The sequence below is a fragment of the Vibrio mangrovi genome, from assembly GCF_024346955.1.
GTDB lineage: Bacteria > Pseudomonadota > Gammaproteobacteria > Enterobacterales > Vibrionaceae > Vibrio > Vibrio mangrovi.
In genome coordinates this window covers 247851-267978 of the sequence record NZ_AP024883.1, presented here as the reverse complement: position 1 = coordinate 267978, position 20128 = coordinate 247851, and the positions used below count along the sequence as shown (strand labels likewise).

The window sequence follows — 20128 nt, the reverse complement described above, 5'->3', positions numbered from 1 at the left end:
TGAGTATTCCTTTTAAGATTGAGAGAGTATAAATTTAGTTACAAGAAAAATATATTTTAATTTTATCAATATTTTTTTTAGTTATCTCAATCATATGATTACCAACATCAAAATCATTTCCCTTACAAATATATTTCCTTACGTCTAAAAATTTATTTTCTATATAATTTTCAAATTCATTCACATTATTTCCGAATTCTATAAAACGAACTTTATCCTCTAATTCAAGACCTAAGAAGCTATCTTTATGAACAAGAGGAATACAACCACAGCTAATTGCTTCAAAGGTCGTGATAGCAGGAGCTCCAGATAACTCCTTATCATAACAAACAAACTTATAATCATTTAACATTTCGACCAAATCTATTTTAAAGTATTCTTTTTGCAATGAATTACCATCTTGTCGAAAAGCACTGATACATGAGTCTATTAAATTATGTTTTTTCTCATTGAAAAATTTAGAGCGAATCTCATGATAAGAAATAGAATTAAAGAAGCCTATAAAATCTTGATAATAGTCCGCAGGATTTTCTAATGACAGGTCATGGACTGTTCCCGATATTAATATCTTATTCTTTCTCTCTTCGAATGTTTTCTTCACAATAAATCGAGAAGAAACTTGGAATGGAATAATAAAAAAAGGAAAATTGCTCGGGAAAAATTCTTTATAGTAACAATTATTCCTCAGATCAACATCAGCCATCAAAACAGATTTATCGAAATACTTTATTATTAAGTCACTTTTAGCTTTTGTCTGAATCATATAATGTGAAAGATGGAAACAAATTCCCTTTACATTGTCGAATAACATATACTTTTCTTTTGTTGGATGTGTAGCACCTTTATAAGTAAAAGAGAATAATATTTTATCCTTTAATTTGTTATTCTTTATAACAATAAATTTATATTTTCTATTAAGTAACTTCCATAACAGTAGTTCAATATTAACAATAAGATACCGTAGAAAAAAAGGAATTCTAACAAAATGTCGACTTGAAAGTAACGATGACTCCGAATAATCTAATGCTATATAAATAGGACCACTTCCAAAAAGAATTTGTAGCAGATGCTGGTACTTTAAGTGTGGTTTCTTCTTTATAAAAAAATAAGATAATGGACGAAGCAGCATATCAAAAGAGTGGGGATTATGAATGACAAACATACTATTTATTAAACTTCCTCTTCAAATACATACAAATTATTATACAAAAACTAAATATACTACCATTTGACCAGCCTTTTATTGATATTCTCTTAAATATATCTTGTAACTTATCAATATTCATTTCTGAAATATAGGGTGCACACTGCTTATAAAAATTAAACCATTCCCGATAAGGAAGAAAGGTAAACATATGTTCTAGAAAGACTTGAACAAAGAATCGTTCAATATAGTCATTAAGTGAATCATCACTAAGCGCTTCCGATAACATTTTCCTAGCCTCAGGGTAGCACTTAATAATATCATACGCATTCATACTTCTCTTTTTTGTTGCACTCGATTCTCTTTGTCTATATAAAATAGAACACATTGGATATGCTAAAATTCTATGACTTGAAAACAAATACTTTTTCACTGGTATAAGGTCTTCAGCCATCCTTAGACCTAAAGGGACATGACAATTTAAATCATCCCAAAGTTCTTTTCTAAATAGTTTACCCCAACAGGTTGTAGAAAAAATACTTGGCATTATTAAGTCATAGTCACTAGCCATATCCTTCCATGATATAATTTCATTGACCTTCCTAAACTGCTCACTGAAAACAGCTCTTGCCGGATAGCTAGCATTGATATCAATTGGATCATTATCATAAAATGCATAGAAGTCAGTAATAATAAGGTCCAACTTTTTAGATTCAGCCAAATCACAAATATTTAATAAAATGTCTTTTGGTAGTAAGTCATCACTATCTAGAAAAAACAGATACTTACCTCTAGCATACTTACAGCCTGTATTTCTTGATTCACCTAACCCTTTATTAAAGTCATGCCTAATCAACTTTATTCTTGTGTCTTCCTGTTGGATTTTCTTTACAATTTCATATTCGTTTTCAGGAGAGTGGTCATCAATAACAATAGCTTCCCAAGAACTTAAACTCTGATTAATAACAGAATTCAGACAACTTTCAATATACTTACTCACTTTATAAGCAGGTATAATAATACTTACTAATGGAGAGTCGTTCACAAATTAATTCCTCAGCAAATGAAACATGATTTTTTTAAGTATAGGGTGAATTTTTTTTAACCTGCCAGATTCAAGAATATTATTGATGCCAGAAATCAATTTATCAAATATATATTTTGGCATATGATTCTTAACGAACAACAGAATCAACAATATAAACCTATTATGTATTTTTGAGGAGAAAATATTTATCACAACATAAATCGGAAGCCCAATAATTTCTGGAAAATTTAACAATTTAATTGACATTAATCTCTTTCGACCAATTAAATTAGTATCTAATTCATTAAAATTAAATTCATTTACAGTTTCCTGTATTCTTTTAAAAAAATTCAAACTCAAGTTCAATGGAGTAAATTTAAGTAAATGTGCATAAAACCAATCTAAGTAAGCAGCATGCATTAAAGTATTTTCATGATCAGATAGACCTAGTTCTTTATATAGGTTTCTAGTAAAAAAATACGAGTCAAATATACCAAATGCTTTTTCAGACCTTAACGTTGTGGCACTTCCTTCTCTTCTACGATAATAAACGAGTACTGCATCAACCGTTATTATTCGCTTACTCAGAAACATCATCTTTTTTACAGTCATAAAGTCCTCACCCATAGTGAGTCCTTCAGGAGCTTTGATATTAAAATCAATCCATGATTTCCTCTTAAATAATTTCATCCAAACGACCATAAAATATAAACTATTATAGAAAAAATTATCATTGGTAATATCATCCCGAACAAAAATCCTATCCTCCAATCCAGAGAAATCCTCATGAAATGCATATCCGGCCTTTGAAGGTTTAGGATTACATATATCACCATCTTTAAATTGGACATAATCTCCAATGACTATATCTGCATCAATTTCAATGGCCCTAGAATAAGAGCGTTCTAACGCATCCTTAGCTAATAGATCATCAGGATCAAGAAACAATAAGTATTCTCCTATTGCATTTTTAACACCATGATCCCGGGCAGCCCCCTGACCTTTATTCTCTTGAGTAAGAACTATAATTCTACTATCATTTTCTGCATATTTCTTAAGAAGAATTTCTGAATTATCAGGAGAACCATCAATTACAAATATGGCTTCCCACTCTTTCAGGGTTTGATTCTGTAAAGATATTACAGTTTCGTTTAACCAATGTTCTACATTGTATACAGGTAGAATAATCGAGACCTTAGGAGTATCCATTATCTTTCTCATCATTTATTAACTTGAATATAGTTAGCACATGCACCAAGAAGTAAAAAAAGACGAATTAGCTTTCTTTTTACAATTTCAGGCATATATTTATTTACCTGATTTAAAATAAGCTTAACAAATCTCTTCTTATATGATTCTTTATAATTTATTACATGTTCATTTGGTGGGAGACGTTTAATATCATTAAAGTCATCTTTTCGCTTTATTGCAAAGTAGCCAAGATACTGTCTTGGGATAACTCCATTCTGAATAATTGATTCAAAAAAAGACACTTCTGGGTTTTCAACATTTTTAGGAAAAATACTTACTATATCTTTATAAAAATAGTCAAATCGCTCAAAAACACTTGTTATTTTATTCATATTTCCCGGTGTTGAAAAATAGTAAACATCAGATACCAGAGGATAGTTAAAAACTTTATCAGAAATAAAAAATAGCTCAGAATTTATTAAGAAGTGTATGGAGATATTTTTATTATATTCAAATTCTGGCTGATATAAATTAAAATCTAATTTCAAAAAAGGCATTACATCGGGACGAATCATCACAACATAATCATAAACAATTCCATTTTCTTTTTCATATTCTAATCTTAGATTATTCACCTGATATTGACTATATAACATATATTTAAGACCTTGCAAGCTTATCTGGATCTCTTCATGTGTTCCGTAGCTTTCAGGTTCATTAAATAAATTTTGTGTTTCGATTTTTATCTTTCTTGGTGAGTATAAATCATCAATTTTATTTAAGATGTATTCATCAACAGGAATGACAGATGACTTCACCGATTCATCATACCAACTTTTCGATACATGTTCAGTTGTATCCCATGTATGGATAAAAACATCACAATCATAATAATCTAAAATATGCTCTTTTAAATATACTGCACATTTTTCAAACGTTCTAAGATGACCATATAGTTGAATTGCAACTTTCAAAAAATTAACTCCAAATAATATTATTTACTGACTAATGCTCTAATTTTATTTTTCACTCGATGAAAAATAGACCTTTTTACATAATCAAATTTCATTAAGTCTTCTGCATTTTCTAAATATTTTTTCATTGCCTTTTCTGATTTAAAGCATACAGCAACTATTGAAGGTGTAAGTATTGGGTTATCAATCTGAAATTCTTCCTTATATAAATCAATCCATGGTTTCTTCAGCTCCCTAAGCTTGGAACTCTCTTTGTGAGTTGGACGGAGAACAATATATCTAAATCCAGAGTTTTTAAGCACAAAACTCAATGATACTGGAGAAAAGCAGCAATAATGTGTCCAGTCTATATTTTCAAAATAACTTGCCAATGGAGTTAAAGCATTAGGCACAGATAATGCGAAGATCCCATCATCACTTAAAGCATTAAAAATATCTCTAAGTAGTGATAATTGCTCTGGTTTAGGCATGTGCTCTAAAACATCAAATAAGAATATAGAGTCAAAACTTTCTTTAGACTCATAAAAAAAATCAGAGGAAGATATATGCTCTACATTCAAACCATATTTTTTACAATGCTCAATTTGACTAGAGTCTATATCAATTCCTATTTGTTTCTCATACCCTTTTCTTAACAAAGAAGTTAATAAATTCCCGAATCCACATCCTATCTCTAAAATATTTGATTCCATTTTTTCTGGATATAAATTATGTCTTTCCAGATAATGACTATAATAAGATATATCATTTTCCCTAGTATCATCATTATGCCAATTTTTATAATGTAATGAATAATCTATGTCTTCTGGTTTTATATCCATCTTGTCAACCTATTCTTTAATAAAACTAAATATCTCTTTATCGTTTTAATCTCATCAACTTTATTTACACTCGATGTAAAGTTAAACTGAGGGGAGTATTTGACATGTTCATCATCTGAGGCATGATAAATTTTCCCAAACTCTTCTTTCTCTTCATTGGATGGATAGTTAAGCCAAAATAAGTTCCAATTTATAATATCATCACTACTAAATAAAAAATCCAGTTGTTTTATATATTTTAAATAATATTTACTATAGTTCTGAATTCCCACCATCATTTCTTGTAACACACTAATTCTATACTTTTCATATGGTAATATTTGTGAAGCATATATAGGAAGAAGATGATTATTTATTGCCACATCAACTATTGGTGGTTCTGGTGATGTCATAAAAAATTCAATTAATCCAGAGCCAAAAAAACTGTCTATATTAGGTATTGAAGTACTTTTAAAAAACTTACTATACTCGAGTTCATCTACATCTCTGCCGGTACACCAATAGCTCCCAACACAATCTATTCCATGTTCAATCAAAAATTTTTGCATTGAAAAATTATTAGTACCTACATCCACAACCATGATCTTATTCGAAGATACTATACTTTTTAAATACTTTATATATTTCTCTTTGTTACAATCATCATTAGATAAACTATCAATAATAGCTCTATTAAGATATAGATAGGTAGTACTTATATTAGAATTAATTTTACTAAAAAATTCATTTAAAAAGTATCCATCTCTAGCAACAAATAGTATGTGTGTAATTTCTTTCTCATGAGCATTATTCTCAATCCATTTGAGAAATGAAAAAATCATCGGTCCAGCATAACAAAAACCCACATTGTTCCAAAAATTATTTTCATCTTCATTTCTGAATCGAAGTAAATCCATCTTAGCCAAAATAGAAGTTTTAGCTAGTAAAGACTGATCTGTATTGGATTCAAAGAACTGAAATACTCTGGAGTTATGGTTTGAAAAACAATTATCATAACTACGTTCATTCAAGTGTATAGCATTTATCCCTATTTCTTGTGGAATAATGAAATCAGAATGATAATTATCTCCTATATGCAGAATTTTCTCTTTTTTAAATTTTTGAATAACATCAGAATATAAATTACCATTTCTTTTTGTTTTATTCACTTCAGATGAAACGAATAAATTATTAAACGATATGTATCCAAGATCATGAAGAATATTTTCAATAAATGTTTTGGGTAAGTAACTATCAGAAACAATAATTATTTGTTTTCCCTTTGAAATCGCATCCAGATATAATTCGCACCCTACTGGATTAACAATAATACATTTTTTTTCAATTTCCAGCTCAATATCTTTTAAAAATTTATACTTGCCTGGTATTTGTTCATATATTTCTTCTAGAGTTACTTCATAGCATTTTAAACCATTATCTCTGTTAAATGCATTAGACTCAGCCTGTTTTCTTGCACAAACAAACCCCTCAGCATCTTCTCTATATTCAATATATCGAAAAACATCATCTGGTTTTAAGAAACATCTCGTAACTAATGTATCGAAAACATCAAAACTAATAATATCATAATTATTAATTAATTTTTTAAACATCTACTGCTCCATTGTTATGGTAGCCTCATTTGATATAAACGCTGCTTTTCCAGTATAATGTGGAACATTTACAATAGTGCCTGCTGATATATCTAAAACATCTAGGAGGATTTTGCCTTTCAATGTAACAAGGTATATACCGATCATATATTGACCTGTATTTAAATTAACATGTTTAGAGGTGGCAGTTATGTAAAAGTCACCTTTTTTGATATTAAATGGCTCGTGATTATACATACCCTGTACATGCGATATTGGGGAATACTCCCGGTTATATAGTCCAAAATCAAAGATAACACCATCTAAATTAGCCTTTGCATTAAATTTAAACCTGACTGTCCAATCACTTCCAGAGTCTACTTTTTCTGGTGCATCAACGTTTAATAGCTCAACATCCCCAGAATTAGATTTATATATTAAATTTGACTTGTTAAGACTATTATTTATGTAATAATTACTCGCATCCTCAATATCCCCAGAAAATTTAATTTCACCTTTATCAAGAACAACACCTTTATTACATAGTTGTTTTACTGCATGTAAGTTATGAGATACAAAGAGAATTGTTCGCCCTTCACCCTTAGATATTTCATCCATTTTTCCTATACATTTTTGTTGAAATGAAATATCTCCAACAGCCAACACTTCATCGACAATCATAATATCAGAATGCAGATGAGCCGCTACAGCAAACCCCAAGCGAGCTTGCATACCAGATGAATATCGTTTCAAGGGAGTATCAATAAATTCAACAATACCAGCAAAGTCAACAATATCATTAAATTTATATTGGATATCTCTCCTAGACATACCCATGATAGAACCATTTAAAAATATATTTTCTCGGCCTGTCAGTTCTGGATGAAATCCTGTACCTACTTCTAATAAACTAGTGACGCTACCATGAATTTCAATATGACCAGATGTCGGCTCAGTAATTGAACTTAGTATTTTTAGTAAAGTAGACTTGCCAGCTCCATTATGCCCAATTAATGCAACTCGGTCACCTTTATTGATATCTAAATTGATATTATTTAATGCCCAAAAATCTTTCTCTCTAGATTTATTTGTTCGCTTAAATAGATTATATATTTGTTCTCTTAAAGTAGAATACTGTCCAGTATTATCTTCTCTTATTTTATATCTTTTACTTACATTTTCAATTTTAATCGCTAAATTTTCTTTCATATTCATAATATTAAATTCTATCTACAAAAGTCCTCTCCATCTTTCTAAAAGCATGAAGACCAATAATAAAAATAATAAGAATAAAGATAATAGATGTAATCAATCCAGGCCAATAGAAACTTATATCTTGTTTTAAAATACACCATCTAAAACCATCAATAACACCAACCATAGGGTTTAGGGAATATAGAAAACGCCATTTTTCCGGGATTACATCACTTGAAAATCCAACAGGTGATATATATAACCCTAACTGAATACAGAATGGAATTATATATCTAAAATCACGATAATAGACGTTAAAAGTGGCCATAAATAGACCAAACCCAATAGAGATAAATGATGCCAACAAAATAAAAAATGGCAACATGAATATTCTAGTATCTGGTATATAGTTATAGTAAACCATTAACCCCATTAAAATAAATAGAGAAATAATCAAATCAACAACTGATGTTATCAGTGAGCTCAAGGGTATAATGATTCTAGGGAAATATATTTTTGATATCAAGGATGAATTTTGAATAAAGCTATCACTAATTTGTTGAAAGGCTGTAGAAAAAAATTGCCAAGGTAATAACCCAGCAAAAACAACTAGTGCATATGGAGCTTGAGAATGTTCTTCGAAATGAGCAAGTTTACCAAAAACAGTAGTAAACACGATCATCGTAAAAAATGGCCTGACAATAGCCCACATTATACCTAAGACAGTTTGTTTATACCTAACTAAAACATCTCTCAAAGATAAAAAATATAGAAGTCCTCTAAAAGAGTATAACTCGCGAAGAAAAGGTTTTTTCCTTCCAGCTTCAATTACTGTAACTTTTTTATATTCAGCACTCATATATAAAATAAAACCTTAAATGAAATTTTCTATCTACTTTGAACAAATCTAACAATAGCTTTAATAAGCCATGGAACGGATAGAAGTATATGTTTACTCTTCATTAATCGAGAAAAAATAATATAATGTCCTAATGCTATTGCTCTAAACCTTTTCTTAAAGTTATTTTTTTTACTCAAACTATAATGATTATCCTGATAATACATTCTAACAATGTCACCACTTAATAATGCAGAACCATGATCTAACTGTCTTAAAAATATAAACAGACCACATAATTCATGACCTTTTAGTATACCCAAAAATGGAAGTATACCATTATGTTTTTTAACAACGACTAGACATTCCCCAATACCATAAGAACTTAAGAATTCAACACTATTATTATATTTTATCTCAGAGGTTAATCTCTTTCCTACCAATAAATTATTTTCATCACAGACACGAAATAAATAAACATCACATATTTCCTTTTCTAACTGCTTGTCAATCTTATCTATTGCATCATCTAACAAGACATCATCAGAGTCTAAGAAAATTATATAATCACCTTTTGAATTTAAATATCCCTTATTTCTAGAGTAAGTAACTCCCATGTTTTTATTATTATATAAAACTTTAAAATTCAAACCACTTGCATCTGCTCTATCATTGATATAATTTATATTTTTGTTTTCACTGTCATCGACAAATATAAGTTCCAGATCATTTCTTCTAGGAATAGATTCTATTAACCTGTCAAGAAATTTATAGGTATTGTATATTGGTATGACTATACTATATTTTATTAAAGACAATTTATAATTCTCTATCTAAATAATCAGTATACTCTGAAGGTGTGCCACAAAATATAACATCATTGCTATTGATAGGATTAATTCTTATATCATAGTTTTCTTTAATTAAAAAGTTATACAGCGGCGCAATATAAATTTCCCCTTTAGCCCAAGTTTCTTTGGGTTGTCTTATATAACTATTATATGCATCTAAGAATATAGAGGCTGATTTAAAGTAATATAGTCCAGTGCTACACCACTCAGAAATTCTTTCCTTTTCTGTAGTCTTAATTACTCGATCTGAGTCGTCTTGTTCACATAATGCAAAAGACCAGTGTTCACCTTCCCCTTTAAAAACCTCCAAATAACCGTCACACTTATCTGTTATCGTAGGAAAATAAAAATTCGGACGGAATGTATCAATATTAAAAATAACCAAACTATCCATATCTGTTAGTTTTAAATCATTAAGAGCAGTAGCAACAGTCTCAGCTTGTCCCCTAGTTTTATTCCTCAGTTCATATACTTCATAGTTCTTAATACCTAGCTTTACACATTTCTGATTAACAAATTCTTTAGTTTCATACATATTATGAACAACGAATAGGAAAAATTCATTGTCGAAGTATCTCTTAAAACTATTAACAGAGTGTTCGAAAAGACTACTACCATGTGCTTCAAGCATATACTTAGGTTTTTCATAACCAGCGTTAAAAAACCTTGAGCTAAGTCCAGCCATCGGTATTACAATCATATTTCAAACTCCTTCATTTTTTGGTACAACCTAAACGCATTAGCAAACAATGCATCCTGTCTCAAATGATCATCTGCATGTAATGGGAGCATAGAAATAAATAGATGAATCTGCATTGCCAATAAATTCATTTCATTGAGGTTAAAATATTTATTTATCTTATCAACAAATATCTGTTGAATTGCTAAATAGTATCTTTCCCCATCTAAAGAAAATTGTATATCGTGACTATTATAGTTAATATCAATACTATAGTAACCAGCAATTATTCTGTCATATAATCCAATAATAGAATGACTCAATTTTGCCAAATCATAACGGTAATCGCCGTAGATACTGAAGTCATTACTTGGTGTAATTCCTCGGGGATCTATTACTTTAATTCTTTGAGAGCGAAAATCATAAAGGATATTTGAAAAACAAAAATCACCGTGTAATAAAGTTATTTCTTCATCTTGGGGTAGATATTTGTTTGATAAATAAATCAAATCATCTATTGATATTTTCTCACCATTAAAATTCCATTTAGTAAATGTATCAATTTTTTTATCTGCACAAAATTCATTTACTCTTTCTAGAGTTTTCTCTCCAAACAAATTTTTTAATGAGTTTATAGATGCTCCATTATAATTATAATCTCTACATAACTTAATAAATGACAAACAACTATCTATAATTTGCTCCCACTTAATTTCAGGAAGCAATGAAAACACATATAACTCATTCAAAGCAGTATAGTATAGATATTCTAATCTATATGAATACTCTCCTCTAGTATCATTATCACCAAGAAATTGAGGAATAAATATTTTCATTTCATCAGGAATTGACTTAAACCAGTTAGCTTCAGCTTTAATCTTTATATTTTTTGCACTTGATTTTTCTATCCAATCTTGACATATAGACAAGTCATTGAAAGCTCTTTGAGTAGTAAATTCAGACTTTGATTGATAATAAGTATTTACATGACCAAAATCCAACCATTTATTAACCAATACCTCTTTTACGTTATTATCATTTTGATAGAGGTTTAACCCATCAATAAAATCCCAATGTGATTTAGTTATTGCCTTAACAAATGCTCTAGGCTTACTTATTTTAAAATACCCATTAACTATAACTTTATCTGTTAATTTGTCATTTTTGATATCAATCCACTGAATTTTATTACCTTGAAGTTCAGTCCAATTATAGTTTTCTTTTATTGTTGATACACCAATAATATCATTATGAAAATTCACAAACTCCGATAATTCTGGTATAAGCGTATCTCCAAAGAGAATATGCAAATCTTTGTCTAGACCTTGCTCTGATAAATTTAAAGCAGCGACTAGAGATGCACCTAATGTAAGATTGTCTGGAGTCTTAATTATATGAATATCATGTTTATCTAACCACTTAATATCACATTCTGTCACATCATATGACTCTGGAATGGATAAATATATTTCATAGTTTTCAGGGATACTATTAATTTGGTGCTTAAATAGCCGCTGGTTCCCCAGTGGTAAGAAACTTGGTGGTAACCGCCCAAATTCCGATTCTAATTCTTGCCCTACATACGCGGCAGACATAATAAGAAACATTATTTCTCCAGTTCAAACAAAGCATTAATCTCATCAAAAGTTTTTGAAACAAATTCAGATGGCCTCACAGCTCTATCATCTATGTAAAAACCTTCATGACCACACCAAGGTTTCCCAACCAGAATTTCATCATAAGGTACATCATGCATAGATAACCATTCAGTAATGATTGGCAATGTATAGATATTGATTTTCCCAATATTACCCTCATACGTTCGCATGTTTCTAGCTGTAGATATAACGATTTCAAAACCCTGTTCTTTATATTTTTTTAATTGGTCAATAACATCTAATCGAGGTTTTACCTTTCTATAATCAGGCGTATCAGCCTTCGTCAGTGTTCCATCCAGATCAACAATAAGCTTTTTCATGCTACTCTCTTAAGTTATCACTGCTTAGTTAATAGTCTCTATTCAGCACAATACTCGGAACCACGCTACCGCCCTTAGTTTAGGTTACCAAAGCCCCATAGGAAAATGCTCTGTGTATCACATATGGTATTATAGCTGCTGACAAGGTCGACTATACTACATCAATTGACAAGCTCATGCGACATCCACTCTTTTATGCCAAATTTTGTGGTTACTGCCCCAAATGTAGTTATAATAGCTACAATTAAAAAATATTTATGGGACAAATAGATGATCATCGTAACTGGCGGTGCTGGCATGATTGGCAGCAACATCGTAAAAGCCCTGAATGACAAAGGATTTGACGATATCCTTGTCGTTGACCATCTCAAAAATGGCAAAAAGTTTAAAAACCTCGTTGACCTGAGCATAGCAGACTATATGGATCGTGATGACTTTTTAGCACAGATCATGGCTGGTGATGATTTTGGTCCTATTGAAGCGGTCTTCCATGAAGGTGCATGTTCGGCGACAACTGAATGGGATGGCAAATACATGATGCTCAATAACTATGAGTATTCAAAAGAGCTACTTCATTACTGTTTGGATAGAGAAATCCCATTTCTCTACGCTTCATCTGCTGCAACATACGGAGAAACGAATACATTCATTGAATCGCCGGAGTACGAAGGTGCCCTGAATGTTTATGGCTACTCTAAACAACAGTTTGATAATTATGTTCGTCGCCTTTGGGAAGATGCAGAAGTAAATGGAGAGAAACTCTCTCAGATTACTGGGTTTCGCTACTTTAACGTTTACGGACCTCGGGAAAATCATAAAGGTTCCATGGCATCAGTCGCTTTCCACCTGAACAACCAAATGAATGCGGGAGAAAACCCCAAACTATTCGAAGGCAGCCATCATTTTATCCGTGACTTTATTTATGTCGGTGATGTTTGTCAGGTGAACTTATGGTTCTGGGAAAATGGTGTTTCCGGAATTTTCAACTGTGGCACAGGTAAAGCAGAGTCATTTGAAGAAGTTGCTAAAGCAGTAATTAAGCATCATGGCTGTGGCGTCATCGAAACTATTCCGTTTCCGGAGCATCTTAAAGGTGCTTATCAGGAGTTCACCCAGGCAGATCTCACTAAGCTACGTGCGGCAGGATGTGATATTCAGTTCAAAACTGTCGCAGAGGGTGTCTCAGAATATTTACACATCATCAATCAGTAACGCTCATCTATTCCCAATCATTGAGATGCTTGTATGATGACCAAGTGTCTCATTTTTAATACGTTAGGTTGGGAGTTCGTTATGAAAATTGCTGTTGCAGGAACTGGGTATGTGGGGTTATCGAATGCGATCCTGCTTGCCCAGAATCATACTGTTGTTGCATTAGATGTTATTGAGGAAAAAGTTGCACTGTTAAATGATCGGAAATCTCCAATCATAGACAAAGAAATCGAAGAATTTTTATCATCACGAGAACTTGATTTCAAAGCAACACTGGATAAAGAAGAAGCATATCGTGGAGCTGCTTTTGTAATCATCGCTACACCAACCGATTATGACCCGCAAACCAACTACTTTAATACTGCGACAGTCGAAGCCGTCATTCAGGATGTCATGACAATCAATCCTGAAGCAACCATGATAATCAAATCAACGATTCCGGTCGGCTACACCGAGCGAATCAAACAGCAGTTCAATTGCCAGAACATTATTTTCTCGCCTGAATTCCTCCGTGAAGGAAAAGCACTCTATGACAACCTTTATCCATCCCGGATTATTGTCGGAGAACAGAGTGACCGGGCAAAAATCTTTGCCGGCCTGCTTGTGGAAGGCGCAAAGAAAGAAGATATTCAGGTACTTTTCACCAACGCAACAGAAGCAGAAGCCGTCAAACTATTTTCAAATACTTACCTGGCCATGCGAGTTGCTTACTTTAATGAACTGGATTCTTACGCAGAAGCCCATGGCATGGATACTCGTCAAATTATTGAAGGTGTTTGTCTCGATCCGCGAATCGGAAATCATTATAACAACCCTTCTTTCGGCTATGGCGGCTACTGTCTGCCAAAAGATACGAAGCAACTATTGGCAAACTACGATACAGTTCCCAATAATATTATTGCAGCGATTGTCGATGCAAACCGTACTCGTAAAGATTTCATCGCAGAAAGTATTCTGAAAAAAAATCCACAAACAGTAGGGATCTATCGTCTGATCATGAAGTCCGGCTCAGATAACTTTCGGGCGTCATCTGTTCAGGGGATCATGAAACGGCTCAAAGCAAAAGGACTTGATATTGTAATTTACGAACCAGCGATGAAAGAGAATCAGTTCTTTAACTCACGGGTCATACGTGATTTGGATGAATTTAAACAGATATCGGATATCATTATTTCAAACCGCATGTCTGACGATCTCTCTGAGGTTGCAGATAAAGTGTACACCCGGGATCTGTTCGGTTCCGACTGATTGTGCTTAACCATGATGAGTTCTGGTGACTATGTCAGAACTCATTTTTTCTCAAGAAGTTAACGAGTCGTCTCCCAATGTTGTAGAATGTATACATAAGTTTTTTCAATAGGAGAGGATAGTGAGAGACCCCGTAATATTACATATATGCTTGTCAAAAGGATGGGGAGGCTTAGAAATGTACCCTATCAAAATGGGTCATCAGTTCCTTTCTGCAGGTTATCAGGTATTCGGTCTATGTCTGGCAGGGACACAAGTTGAAGCTGGAATGAAAACCAACAACATCTCCCTGTATACAGCAAACAGCAAAGCTCACTTAATCGGCACTAAACTATTCTCTCTTATCCAGTGGGTGAAACATCATCAGATCAATGTCATTCATTGTCATAAATCCGGCGACCTATTGATCGCTGCACTCATCAAACAATTTGTTCCGGTAAAAGTCATATTCACCGAACACATGGGAGTAAAAAGAAGTAAAAAAGATTTCTTCCATCGCTGGGTTTATCAACACGTCGATCAGGTATTATCTATCAGTGACGAAACATACCAGAGAAATCTCAATGCGCTTCCTGTCCCACCGGAGAAGATAGCCCGCCTATGGTTAGGAACAGATATTCCTGAAAAAACAGAACTGTCTACCAGTGAACTCGCGACAATAAAACAATCAGTCTCACTTCCGGAAAATGATTTTGTTATCGGTACAATTGGTCGGATTAGTCCGGGGAAAGGACAAATCGAACTGGTTAAAGCTTTCGCTCGTGTTCGGCAAAGCCTTCCTCATAGTAAACTGGTCATTGTTGGTGGACTGGAAGCCTCACAAGGTTGCGATTTAGATTACCTGGCTCAGGTAAAACAAGTCATTCAATCCTTAGATTTAACCGGCGAAGTTATCTTTACCGGATTTCGTCAGGACACACAACAGCTTCTGGCCATTATGGATATAGTTTGTCTGCCTTATGCTAATGAAGCATTCGGCTTAACGGCCATAGAAACAATGGCTGCCCAACGCCCAATCGTCGCAGCAAATACCGGAGCATTACCTGAACTTCTGGAAAGTTACGCTCAGTATTGTTCACCCACAAGTGATGAATCCATAGCTCATGCAATTCTGGAAAGCTATGAACACTATGAAGAAGCAAAAAATAACGCAGTGTCAGCCAGAGTGAGGGCATGTAAAGAGTTTTCGATACAGACACATACTCAAAATCTGCTACATTACTATCAGGAACAATAGACCGAGTCTTACTATAACACCACGCAGATGGTACTATGCCCCCAATTTAGATGAGTAGTTGTAAAATCATGCAAATGAAGATTCTGGTAATCGGTCCCTCATGGGTAGGGGATATGGTGATGTCACAGAGTTTGTATCGTGAACTCAAGAGTCGTCACCCAAAATCTACAATTGATGTTTTAGCACCGGCATGGTGCGGTCCGATTCTTGAACGGATGCCTGAAGTCGATAACGCCATTGATATGCCCGTCGGCCATGGCGATTTTAGTTTAGCCAAACGGTGGAGAATCGGTCGTCAGTTAGCCAGTAACCACTACACTCATGCTTTTATTCTTCCAAATTCTGCAAAATCAGCATTGATCCCTTTATTTGCCGGTATTCCTACTCGTACCGGATGGAAAGGGGAAATGCGTTATGGTCTACTGAACGATCTGAGACCTGACAAGCGGGTGTTTCAATATATGGTAGAGCGCTATGTTGCACTGGCAAGTACCAAAAGTGCAATGCAGGCCGAAGTTACATTAGAAAAGTGTCTTAAACCAAAGCTAACCATTAACCCAAAACAGCAGGATATCTTACGACAACGTTTTTCTTTAATCTCTGACCGAGAAATTTTCGGTTTATGCCCCGGAGCAGAATTTGGGCCAGCTAAAAGATGGCCATCTCATTACTATGCAGAACTGGCAGCAGACTTAATCACGCGTGGTAAACAAATCTGGTTGTTTGGCTCACAGAAGGATCAAGAGGTTACCCAAAACATCCGAGATTTACTCTCAACAGAACATCAGTCACATTGTTTTGATCTGGCAGGAAAAACCACCCTGATTGAGGTGGTCGATTTGCTAGCTTGTTGCCATACTGTAGTCAGTAATGATTCAGGGTTGATGCACATTGCTGCTGCTGTCGATTGTAATATTGTTGCCATTTATGGCTCCAGCTCACCTCAATACACACCGGCGTTGTCAGATAATGTGATTACATTGAACACTGATATAGAATGTAGACCATGTTTTAAAAGAGAATGTCCATATGGGCACCTGAACTGTCTTAATCAACTGACGCCAGATAAAGTCATCAATCGTCTTAAAACTCAACAAACAAAATAAGAATAGTAATGGAATATCAATGGTTTGAGCGTGGAGCTTTCGCAACAAAAAAAGCCAGAAAGTATTTAGCTGAGGATTTTTCCCCACAGAAAATACAAAAAATAGCGGTCATCAGACACGCAGCATTAGGTGATCAGGTTATCACCCGTCCCTTTTTAATCGAAGCCAGAAAGTATTTTCCTAACGCCCAAATTACTCTTGTTGCTGTATCCAACTACCAATATGGCATGCCAGATGATTTAGTAGATCGTGTGCATATTATGCCAGGAAAAGACAAAAAGGAAGATACTTCCGTATTCGATAAAATCAAGAATATTATCGATCTGGGAGAGCAAGATATCATTTTTGATTTGGCCAGTACCAATCGTTCACACTGGATGATGGCACTCAGTAAAGCCAAACTAAAAATTGGTTTTCCTTATAAGTATTATCTTCGGGGAGTTCTGTACAATGTCTGTGTCCCACGTTCAGATTTCCAACCTGAAGTTGAATGCATGCTAGACATGTTAAAACTACTTGGACACAACCCAACTTACCCTCTCAATTTTAATTATCCGGATAATAGAGTTGAAATAGATAGAGAAGAACCATTTATATTATTCTTTAATGGTGCATCTCAAACATCAAAAATTCTTAGTCAGCAACAAATGAAAGAATTAATTGAGTTATCTTTAGAGAGTCACTCTAATATTAAACATATTTTTTTAGAAGGTAAAAATACCTTTGAAAAAGGTGATTTTCTTGAGGGGCTAAAGAAATACTCTAATTTCTCTATTCAAGCTTGCCTCCCATTAGAAGAACTAATCAAGCTGGTAGCTAAAGCCTCTATACTTGTAAGCCCGGATACTGGCGTAAGAAACGTAGCAATAGCAACACATACACCAACTGTCGGTATTTTTTATTCCACTGTTCCTTTTAGATATACGCCAAACTATGAAAAACATTATATCGTAATGACTCCTGATGGAAGTATACCAAGTACGCAAAAAATATATCAGGCAATAAAAAATGAAGTTTTATCATGGAAGTAAAAATGGAAAAAACATACTACAGAAAAATATTTAACTATTGCTTATTTTTAGTCCCAGCATTACTTTTATGCACAAGTAATTTAAGTATTGGTGCTGTCATAATCATACTATTAACCTCCACATGGTATCTGATTAGAGAGAATAAAGTCTCTCCCTTAAATAAACTGGACTGGATGGTTATAACCATACTCTCGGCTTATTTTATATCTAATATCCCTATATATATATATGATATGGGAACAGCTAGATATTTTAAAGGCGCATCGCGTTATTTATTGATCATACCCATTTATTTTTTCATTAAAGAGGTTATTAATGAGAATAAAGAGCCAAGAACATATCTTGATTGGGGAGTATTTTTTGGTTCTATTGGTACCCTTATAATTTCAATATATCAATTTTATATAAAAGATATGACAAGAGTTGACGGATATCTATATAGCATTAATTTTGGTTATTTATCCTGTTCATTAGCTTTTTTAGCTTTAACATTATCCAGTAGTAGTCACATCAAAAAATTACTATGGCTATCTTTTGTTATTTTATGCTATACAACATTACTTACAGTAACAAGAGGTGCTATATTTGCCATACCTATCCTTATATTTTTTAGCATTGCACTCCACTCAAAAGAAAATAGATTAAAAAATACTGTTAAAGTATTGATAATTATGTCCATATCTTTTTTTTCTATTTATTTTTCTTCCCATAAGATCCAAGATAGAATAGACCTTACAGTGGTTGAATTCAATGAGATCATATCTGGTAACATTTCAGCATCAGAGTCATCCGGTGGACGAATCCAGCTATGGTATTCTGCAACACAATCATTTATTAAAAGTCCATTAATAGGTCAAACATATGCTCAAAGGGAAGAAACTATCCGAGAATTATATAGAGAGGGAAAAATTAGTTCTTGGCCAATGACAATCACCCGAGCACATGCACACAATCAATACTTTGAAATGTTAGCCAGCAATGGCATTTTGGGAATATTAGCTTTCATCTCATTAATATTTATTCCATTATTTTATTTTTTAAAAAATATCAACAAATCTATACATGCTTTTAGTGGCTTTATTTTTGTATTAGGATTTTCTATATTTTGTTTAACAGAAGTACCTTTAGAGCAAAACTTAATCAGTACATTTTATGGTTTTATACTGATTACTCTAATCAACTTTACTAGAAATGATCTAAAGGGCTATTCAGATAATACAACAATTAACGAGAGTGTCTCATGAATATAGCTATATTTATTACAAATCGCTGCATCAGACTAATCGGGAATCTTTTCAAGATGCTATCTTATCCATTTCATCTGCTATTCCCTCGAACTCGTTTCACAATACCTGTATATTCAAAAGCTAAAGTCGGTTGGAGTAATACTGGAAAGATCCCCAGAACAATCTGGCAGACAAACTATTCAAATCGTTGCACATTGCCTGTTTACCTGAACTATCTGTTCAACCGCCTGATGTCTCTGGATTATGATTATCGGTATGTCAGTACTGAAGACCGGGAGATTTTCATGCGAGATCATGCTCCTGAGCATGTTTACAGGGCCTATCAACAGCTAACAGATGGTGCTGCACAAGCTGACTTATGGCGCCTAACAGTTCTTCACCAACAAGGTGGCATCTATATGGACATCGATGCTACACTTGTCTGGCCCCTACGTAAGCTTTTAAAAAATGAGCAGGAAGCACTATATATCAAGTTCAAAAAGGGAAATACAGATTACACCAATTTTTTCCTGGCGACAGTCCCAAACAATCCTCATTATAAATTGATCATGGATACGATTGTCCATAACATTGAGAACTACGATGTCAAAAAAGGTGTATATGGCACAACAGGCCCAGAAGCATTAAATTCGGTGTTACAGGGAAAAAAAGTTCATGCCCTTGGTCGGAATTATGTTTGTATTCAAGGAACTTTCACCAATGAGCATTTCCAGTATTTAGATAAACCCCAAGGCAAATGGACACATCAAGATCCAAAAAACCTAATTAAAAAATAAAAA

The 20128-nt window shown here is 33.3% G+C and carries 19 protein-coding genes; 7 read left to right on the top strand and 12 right to left on the bottom strand.

Annotation, left to right across the window (positions count from 1 at the left end; genetic code table 11):
* Positions 1-34: 34 nt before the first annotated feature.
* Genes OCU74_RS01205 through OCU74_RS01150 form a run of 12 tightly spaced genes read right to left on the bottom strand, consistent with a single transcriptional unit; the run spans position 35 to position 12268 of the window.
* The gene (locus OCU74_RS01205; RefSeq protein WP_087481567.1) at positions 35-1162 is read right to left on the bottom strand and encodes a hypothetical protein; all 1128 of its coding nucleotides are present in this window, start codon (positions 1160-1162) and stop codon (positions 35-37) included.
* Between the two features lies 1 nt (position 1163).
* Positions 1164-2189, bottom strand: a complete 1026-nt coding sequence (locus OCU74_RS01200) for a glycosyltransferase family 2 protein (protein WP_087481568.1) — start codon at positions 2187-2189, stop codon at positions 1164-1166.
* 3 nt (positions 2190-2192) lie between these two features.
* Positions 2193-3380: a glycosyltransferase family 2 protein gene (locus OCU74_RS01195; protein WP_159457436.1), complete on the bottom strand. Its 1188-nt coding sequence runs from the start codon at positions 3378-3380 to the stop codon at positions 2193-2195.
* A gap of 11 nt (positions 3381-3391) precedes the next feature.
* Positions 3392-4336, bottom strand: a complete 945-nt coding sequence (locus tag OCU74_RS01190; RefSeq protein ID WP_087481570.1) for a hypothetical protein — start codon at positions 4334-4336, stop codon at positions 3392-3394.
* Positions 4337-4356: 20 nt separating this feature from the next.
* Complete coding sequence (locus OCU74_RS01185; RefSeq protein WP_087481571.1) at positions 4357-5157, bottom strand: class I SAM-dependent methyltransferase; 801 nt, start codon at positions 5155-5157, stop codon at positions 4357-4359.
* Positions 5148-6749 (bottom strand): HAD-IA family hydrolase, encoded by a 1602-nt coding sequence (locus OCU74_RS01180; protein WP_087481572.1) that lies wholly within the window; start codon positions 6747-6749, stop codon positions 5148-5150. Before OCU74_RS01180 ends, OCU74_RS01185 begins: the two co-directional genes overlap by 10 nt.
* Complete coding sequence (locus OCU74_RS01175) at positions 6750-7943, bottom strand: ABC transporter ATP-binding protein (RefSeq protein ID WP_087481573.1); 1194 nt, start codon at positions 7941-7943, stop codon at positions 6750-6752.
* 4 nt (positions 7944-7947) lie between these two features.
* Complete coding sequence (locus tag OCU74_RS01170; RefSeq protein ID WP_087481574.1) at positions 7948-8781, bottom strand: ABC transporter permease; 834 nt, start codon at positions 8779-8781, stop codon at positions 7948-7950.
* Positions 8782-8810: 29 nt separating this feature from the next.
* Complete coding sequence (locus OCU74_RS01165; protein WP_159457437.1) at positions 8811-9578, bottom strand: glycosyltransferase; 768 nt, start codon at positions 9576-9578, stop codon at positions 8811-8813.
* A 1-nt stretch (position 9579) separates the two neighbouring features.
* Complete coding sequence (locus tag OCU74_RS01160) at positions 9580-10311, bottom strand: glycosyltransferase family 2 protein (protein WP_087481576.1); 732 nt, start codon at positions 10309-10311, stop codon at positions 9580-9582.
* The gene (locus tag OCU74_RS01155) at positions 10308-11897 is read right to left on the bottom strand and encodes an aminoglycoside phosphotransferase family protein (RefSeq protein ID WP_087481577.1); all 1590 of its coding nucleotides are present in this window, start codon (positions 11895-11897) and stop codon (positions 10308-10310) included. The genes OCU74_RS01160 and OCU74_RS01155 overlap by 4 nt, the downstream gene beginning before the upstream one ends.
* On the bottom strand, positions 11897-12268 hold the full coding sequence (locus OCU74_RS01150) for an HAD hydrolase family protein (protein WP_087481578.1): 372 nt from the start codon (positions 12266-12268) through the stop codon (positions 11897-11899). The genes OCU74_RS01155 and OCU74_RS01150 overlap by 1 nt, the downstream gene beginning before the upstream one ends.
* Before the next feature lie 270 nt (positions 12269-12538).
* On the opposite strand from OCU74_RS01150, the gene rfaD reads away from it, so the two are divergent.
* From rfaD to OCU74_RS01115, 7 genes are all read left to right on the top strand, one after another.
* Positions 12539-13480 carry an ADP-glyceromanno-heptose 6-epimerase gene (gene rfaD / locus OCU74_RS01145; protein ID WP_087481579.1) on the top strand — a complete coding sequence of 314 codons (942 nt, stop codon included), beginning with the start codon at positions 12539-12541 and terminating at the stop codon, positions 13478-13480.
* Positions 13481-13561: 81 nt separating this feature from the next.
* Positions 13562-14728 carry a nucleotide sugar dehydrogenase gene (locus OCU74_RS01140; RefSeq protein WP_087481580.1) on the top strand — a complete coding sequence of 389 codons (1167 nt, stop codon included), beginning with the start codon at positions 13562-13564 and terminating at the stop codon, positions 14726-14728.
* Between the two features lie 121 nt (positions 14729-14849).
* Positions 14850-15965: a glycosyltransferase family 4 protein gene (locus OCU74_RS01135; protein WP_261856152.1), complete on the top strand. Its 1116-nt coding sequence runs from the start codon at positions 14850-14852 to the stop codon at positions 15963-15965.
* Positions 15966-16039: 74 nt separating this feature from the next.
* Positions 16040-17071 (top strand): lipopolysaccharide heptosyltransferase II, encoded by a 1032-nt coding sequence (gene waaF, locus OCU74_RS01130; RefSeq protein ID WP_087481668.1) that lies wholly within the window; start codon positions 16040-16042, stop codon positions 17069-17071.
* Between the two features lie 8 nt (positions 17072-17079).
* Positions 17080-18102, top strand: coding sequence for a glycosyltransferase family 9 protein (locus OCU74_RS01125; protein ID WP_087481582.1), 1023 nt, complete (start codon positions 17080-17082; stop codon positions 18100-18102).
* Complete coding sequence (locus OCU74_RS01120; protein WP_087481583.1) at positions 18093-19346, top strand: O-antigen ligase family protein; 1254 nt, start codon at positions 18093-18095, stop codon at positions 19344-19346. Before OCU74_RS01125 ends, OCU74_RS01120 begins: the two co-directional genes overlap by 10 nt.
* A complete protein-coding gene (locus OCU74_RS01115) occupies positions 19343-20125 on the top strand; it encodes a glycosyltransferase family 32 protein (RefSeq protein ID WP_087481584.1) in 783 nt (260 codons plus the stop codon). The genes OCU74_RS01120 and OCU74_RS01115 overlap by 4 nt, the downstream gene beginning before the upstream one ends.
* Positions 20126-20128 lie beyond the last annotated feature (3 nt).

Bases quoted from the DNA above. Each gene is read 5' to 3' on its own strand.
- OCU74_RS01205 (WP_087481567.1), bottom strand. From the start codon at position 1,162: ATGTTTGTCATTCATAATCCCCACTCTTTTGATATGCTGCTTCGTCCA.
- OCU74_RS01195 (WP_159457436.1), bottom strand. From the start codon at position 3,380: ATGGATACTCCTAAGGTCTCGATTATTCTACCTGTATACAATGTAGAA.
- OCU74_RS01185 (WP_087481571.1), bottom strand. From the start codon at position 5,157: ATGGATATAAAACCAGAAGACATAGATTATTCATTACATTATAAAAAT.
- OCU74_RS01180 (WP_087481572.1), bottom strand. From the start codon at position 6,749: ATGTTTAAAAAATTAATTAATAATTATGATATTATTAGTTTTGATGTT.
- OCU74_RS01175 (WP_087481573.1), bottom strand. From the start codon at position 7,943: ATGAATATGAAAGAAAATTTAGCGATTAAAATTGAAAATGTAAGTAAA.
- OCU74_RS01170 (WP_087481574.1), bottom strand. From the start codon at position 8,781: ATGAGTGCTGAATATAAAAAAGTTACAGTAATTGAAGCTGGAAGGAAA.
- OCU74_RS01160 (WP_087481576.1), bottom strand. From the start codon at position 10,311: ATGATTGTAATACCGATGGCTGGACTTAGCTCAAGGTTTTTTAACGCT.
- OCU74_RS01155 (WP_087481577.1), bottom strand. From the start codon at position 11,897: ATGTTTCTTATTATGTCTGCCGCGTATGTAGGGCAAGAATTAGAATCG.
- OCU74_RS01150 (WP_087481578.1), bottom strand. From the start codon at position 12,268: ATGAAAAAGCTTATTGTTGATCTGGATGGAACACTGACGAAGGCTGAT.
- rfaD (WP_087481579.1), top strand. From the start codon at position 12,539: ATGATCATCGTAACTGGCGGTGCTGGCATGATTGGCAGCAACATCGTA.
- OCU74_RS01140 (WP_087481580.1), top strand. From the start codon at position 13,562: ATGAAAATTGCTGTTGCAGGAACTGGGTATGTGGGGTTATCGAATGCG.
- waaF (WP_087481668.1), top strand. From the start codon at position 16,040: ATGAAGATTCTGGTAATCGGTCCCTCATGGGTAGGGGATATGGTGATG.
- OCU74_RS01125 (WP_087481582.1), top strand. From the start codon at position 17,080: ATGGAATATCAATGGTTTGAGCGTGGAGCTTTCGCAACAAAAAAAGCC.
- OCU74_RS01120 (WP_087481583.1), top strand. From the start codon at position 18,093: ATGGAAGTAAAAATGGAAAAAACATACTACAGAAAAATATTTAACTAT.
- OCU74_RS01115 (WP_087481584.1), top strand. From the start codon at position 19,343: ATGAATATAGCTATATTTATTACAAATCGCTGCATCAGACTAATCGGG.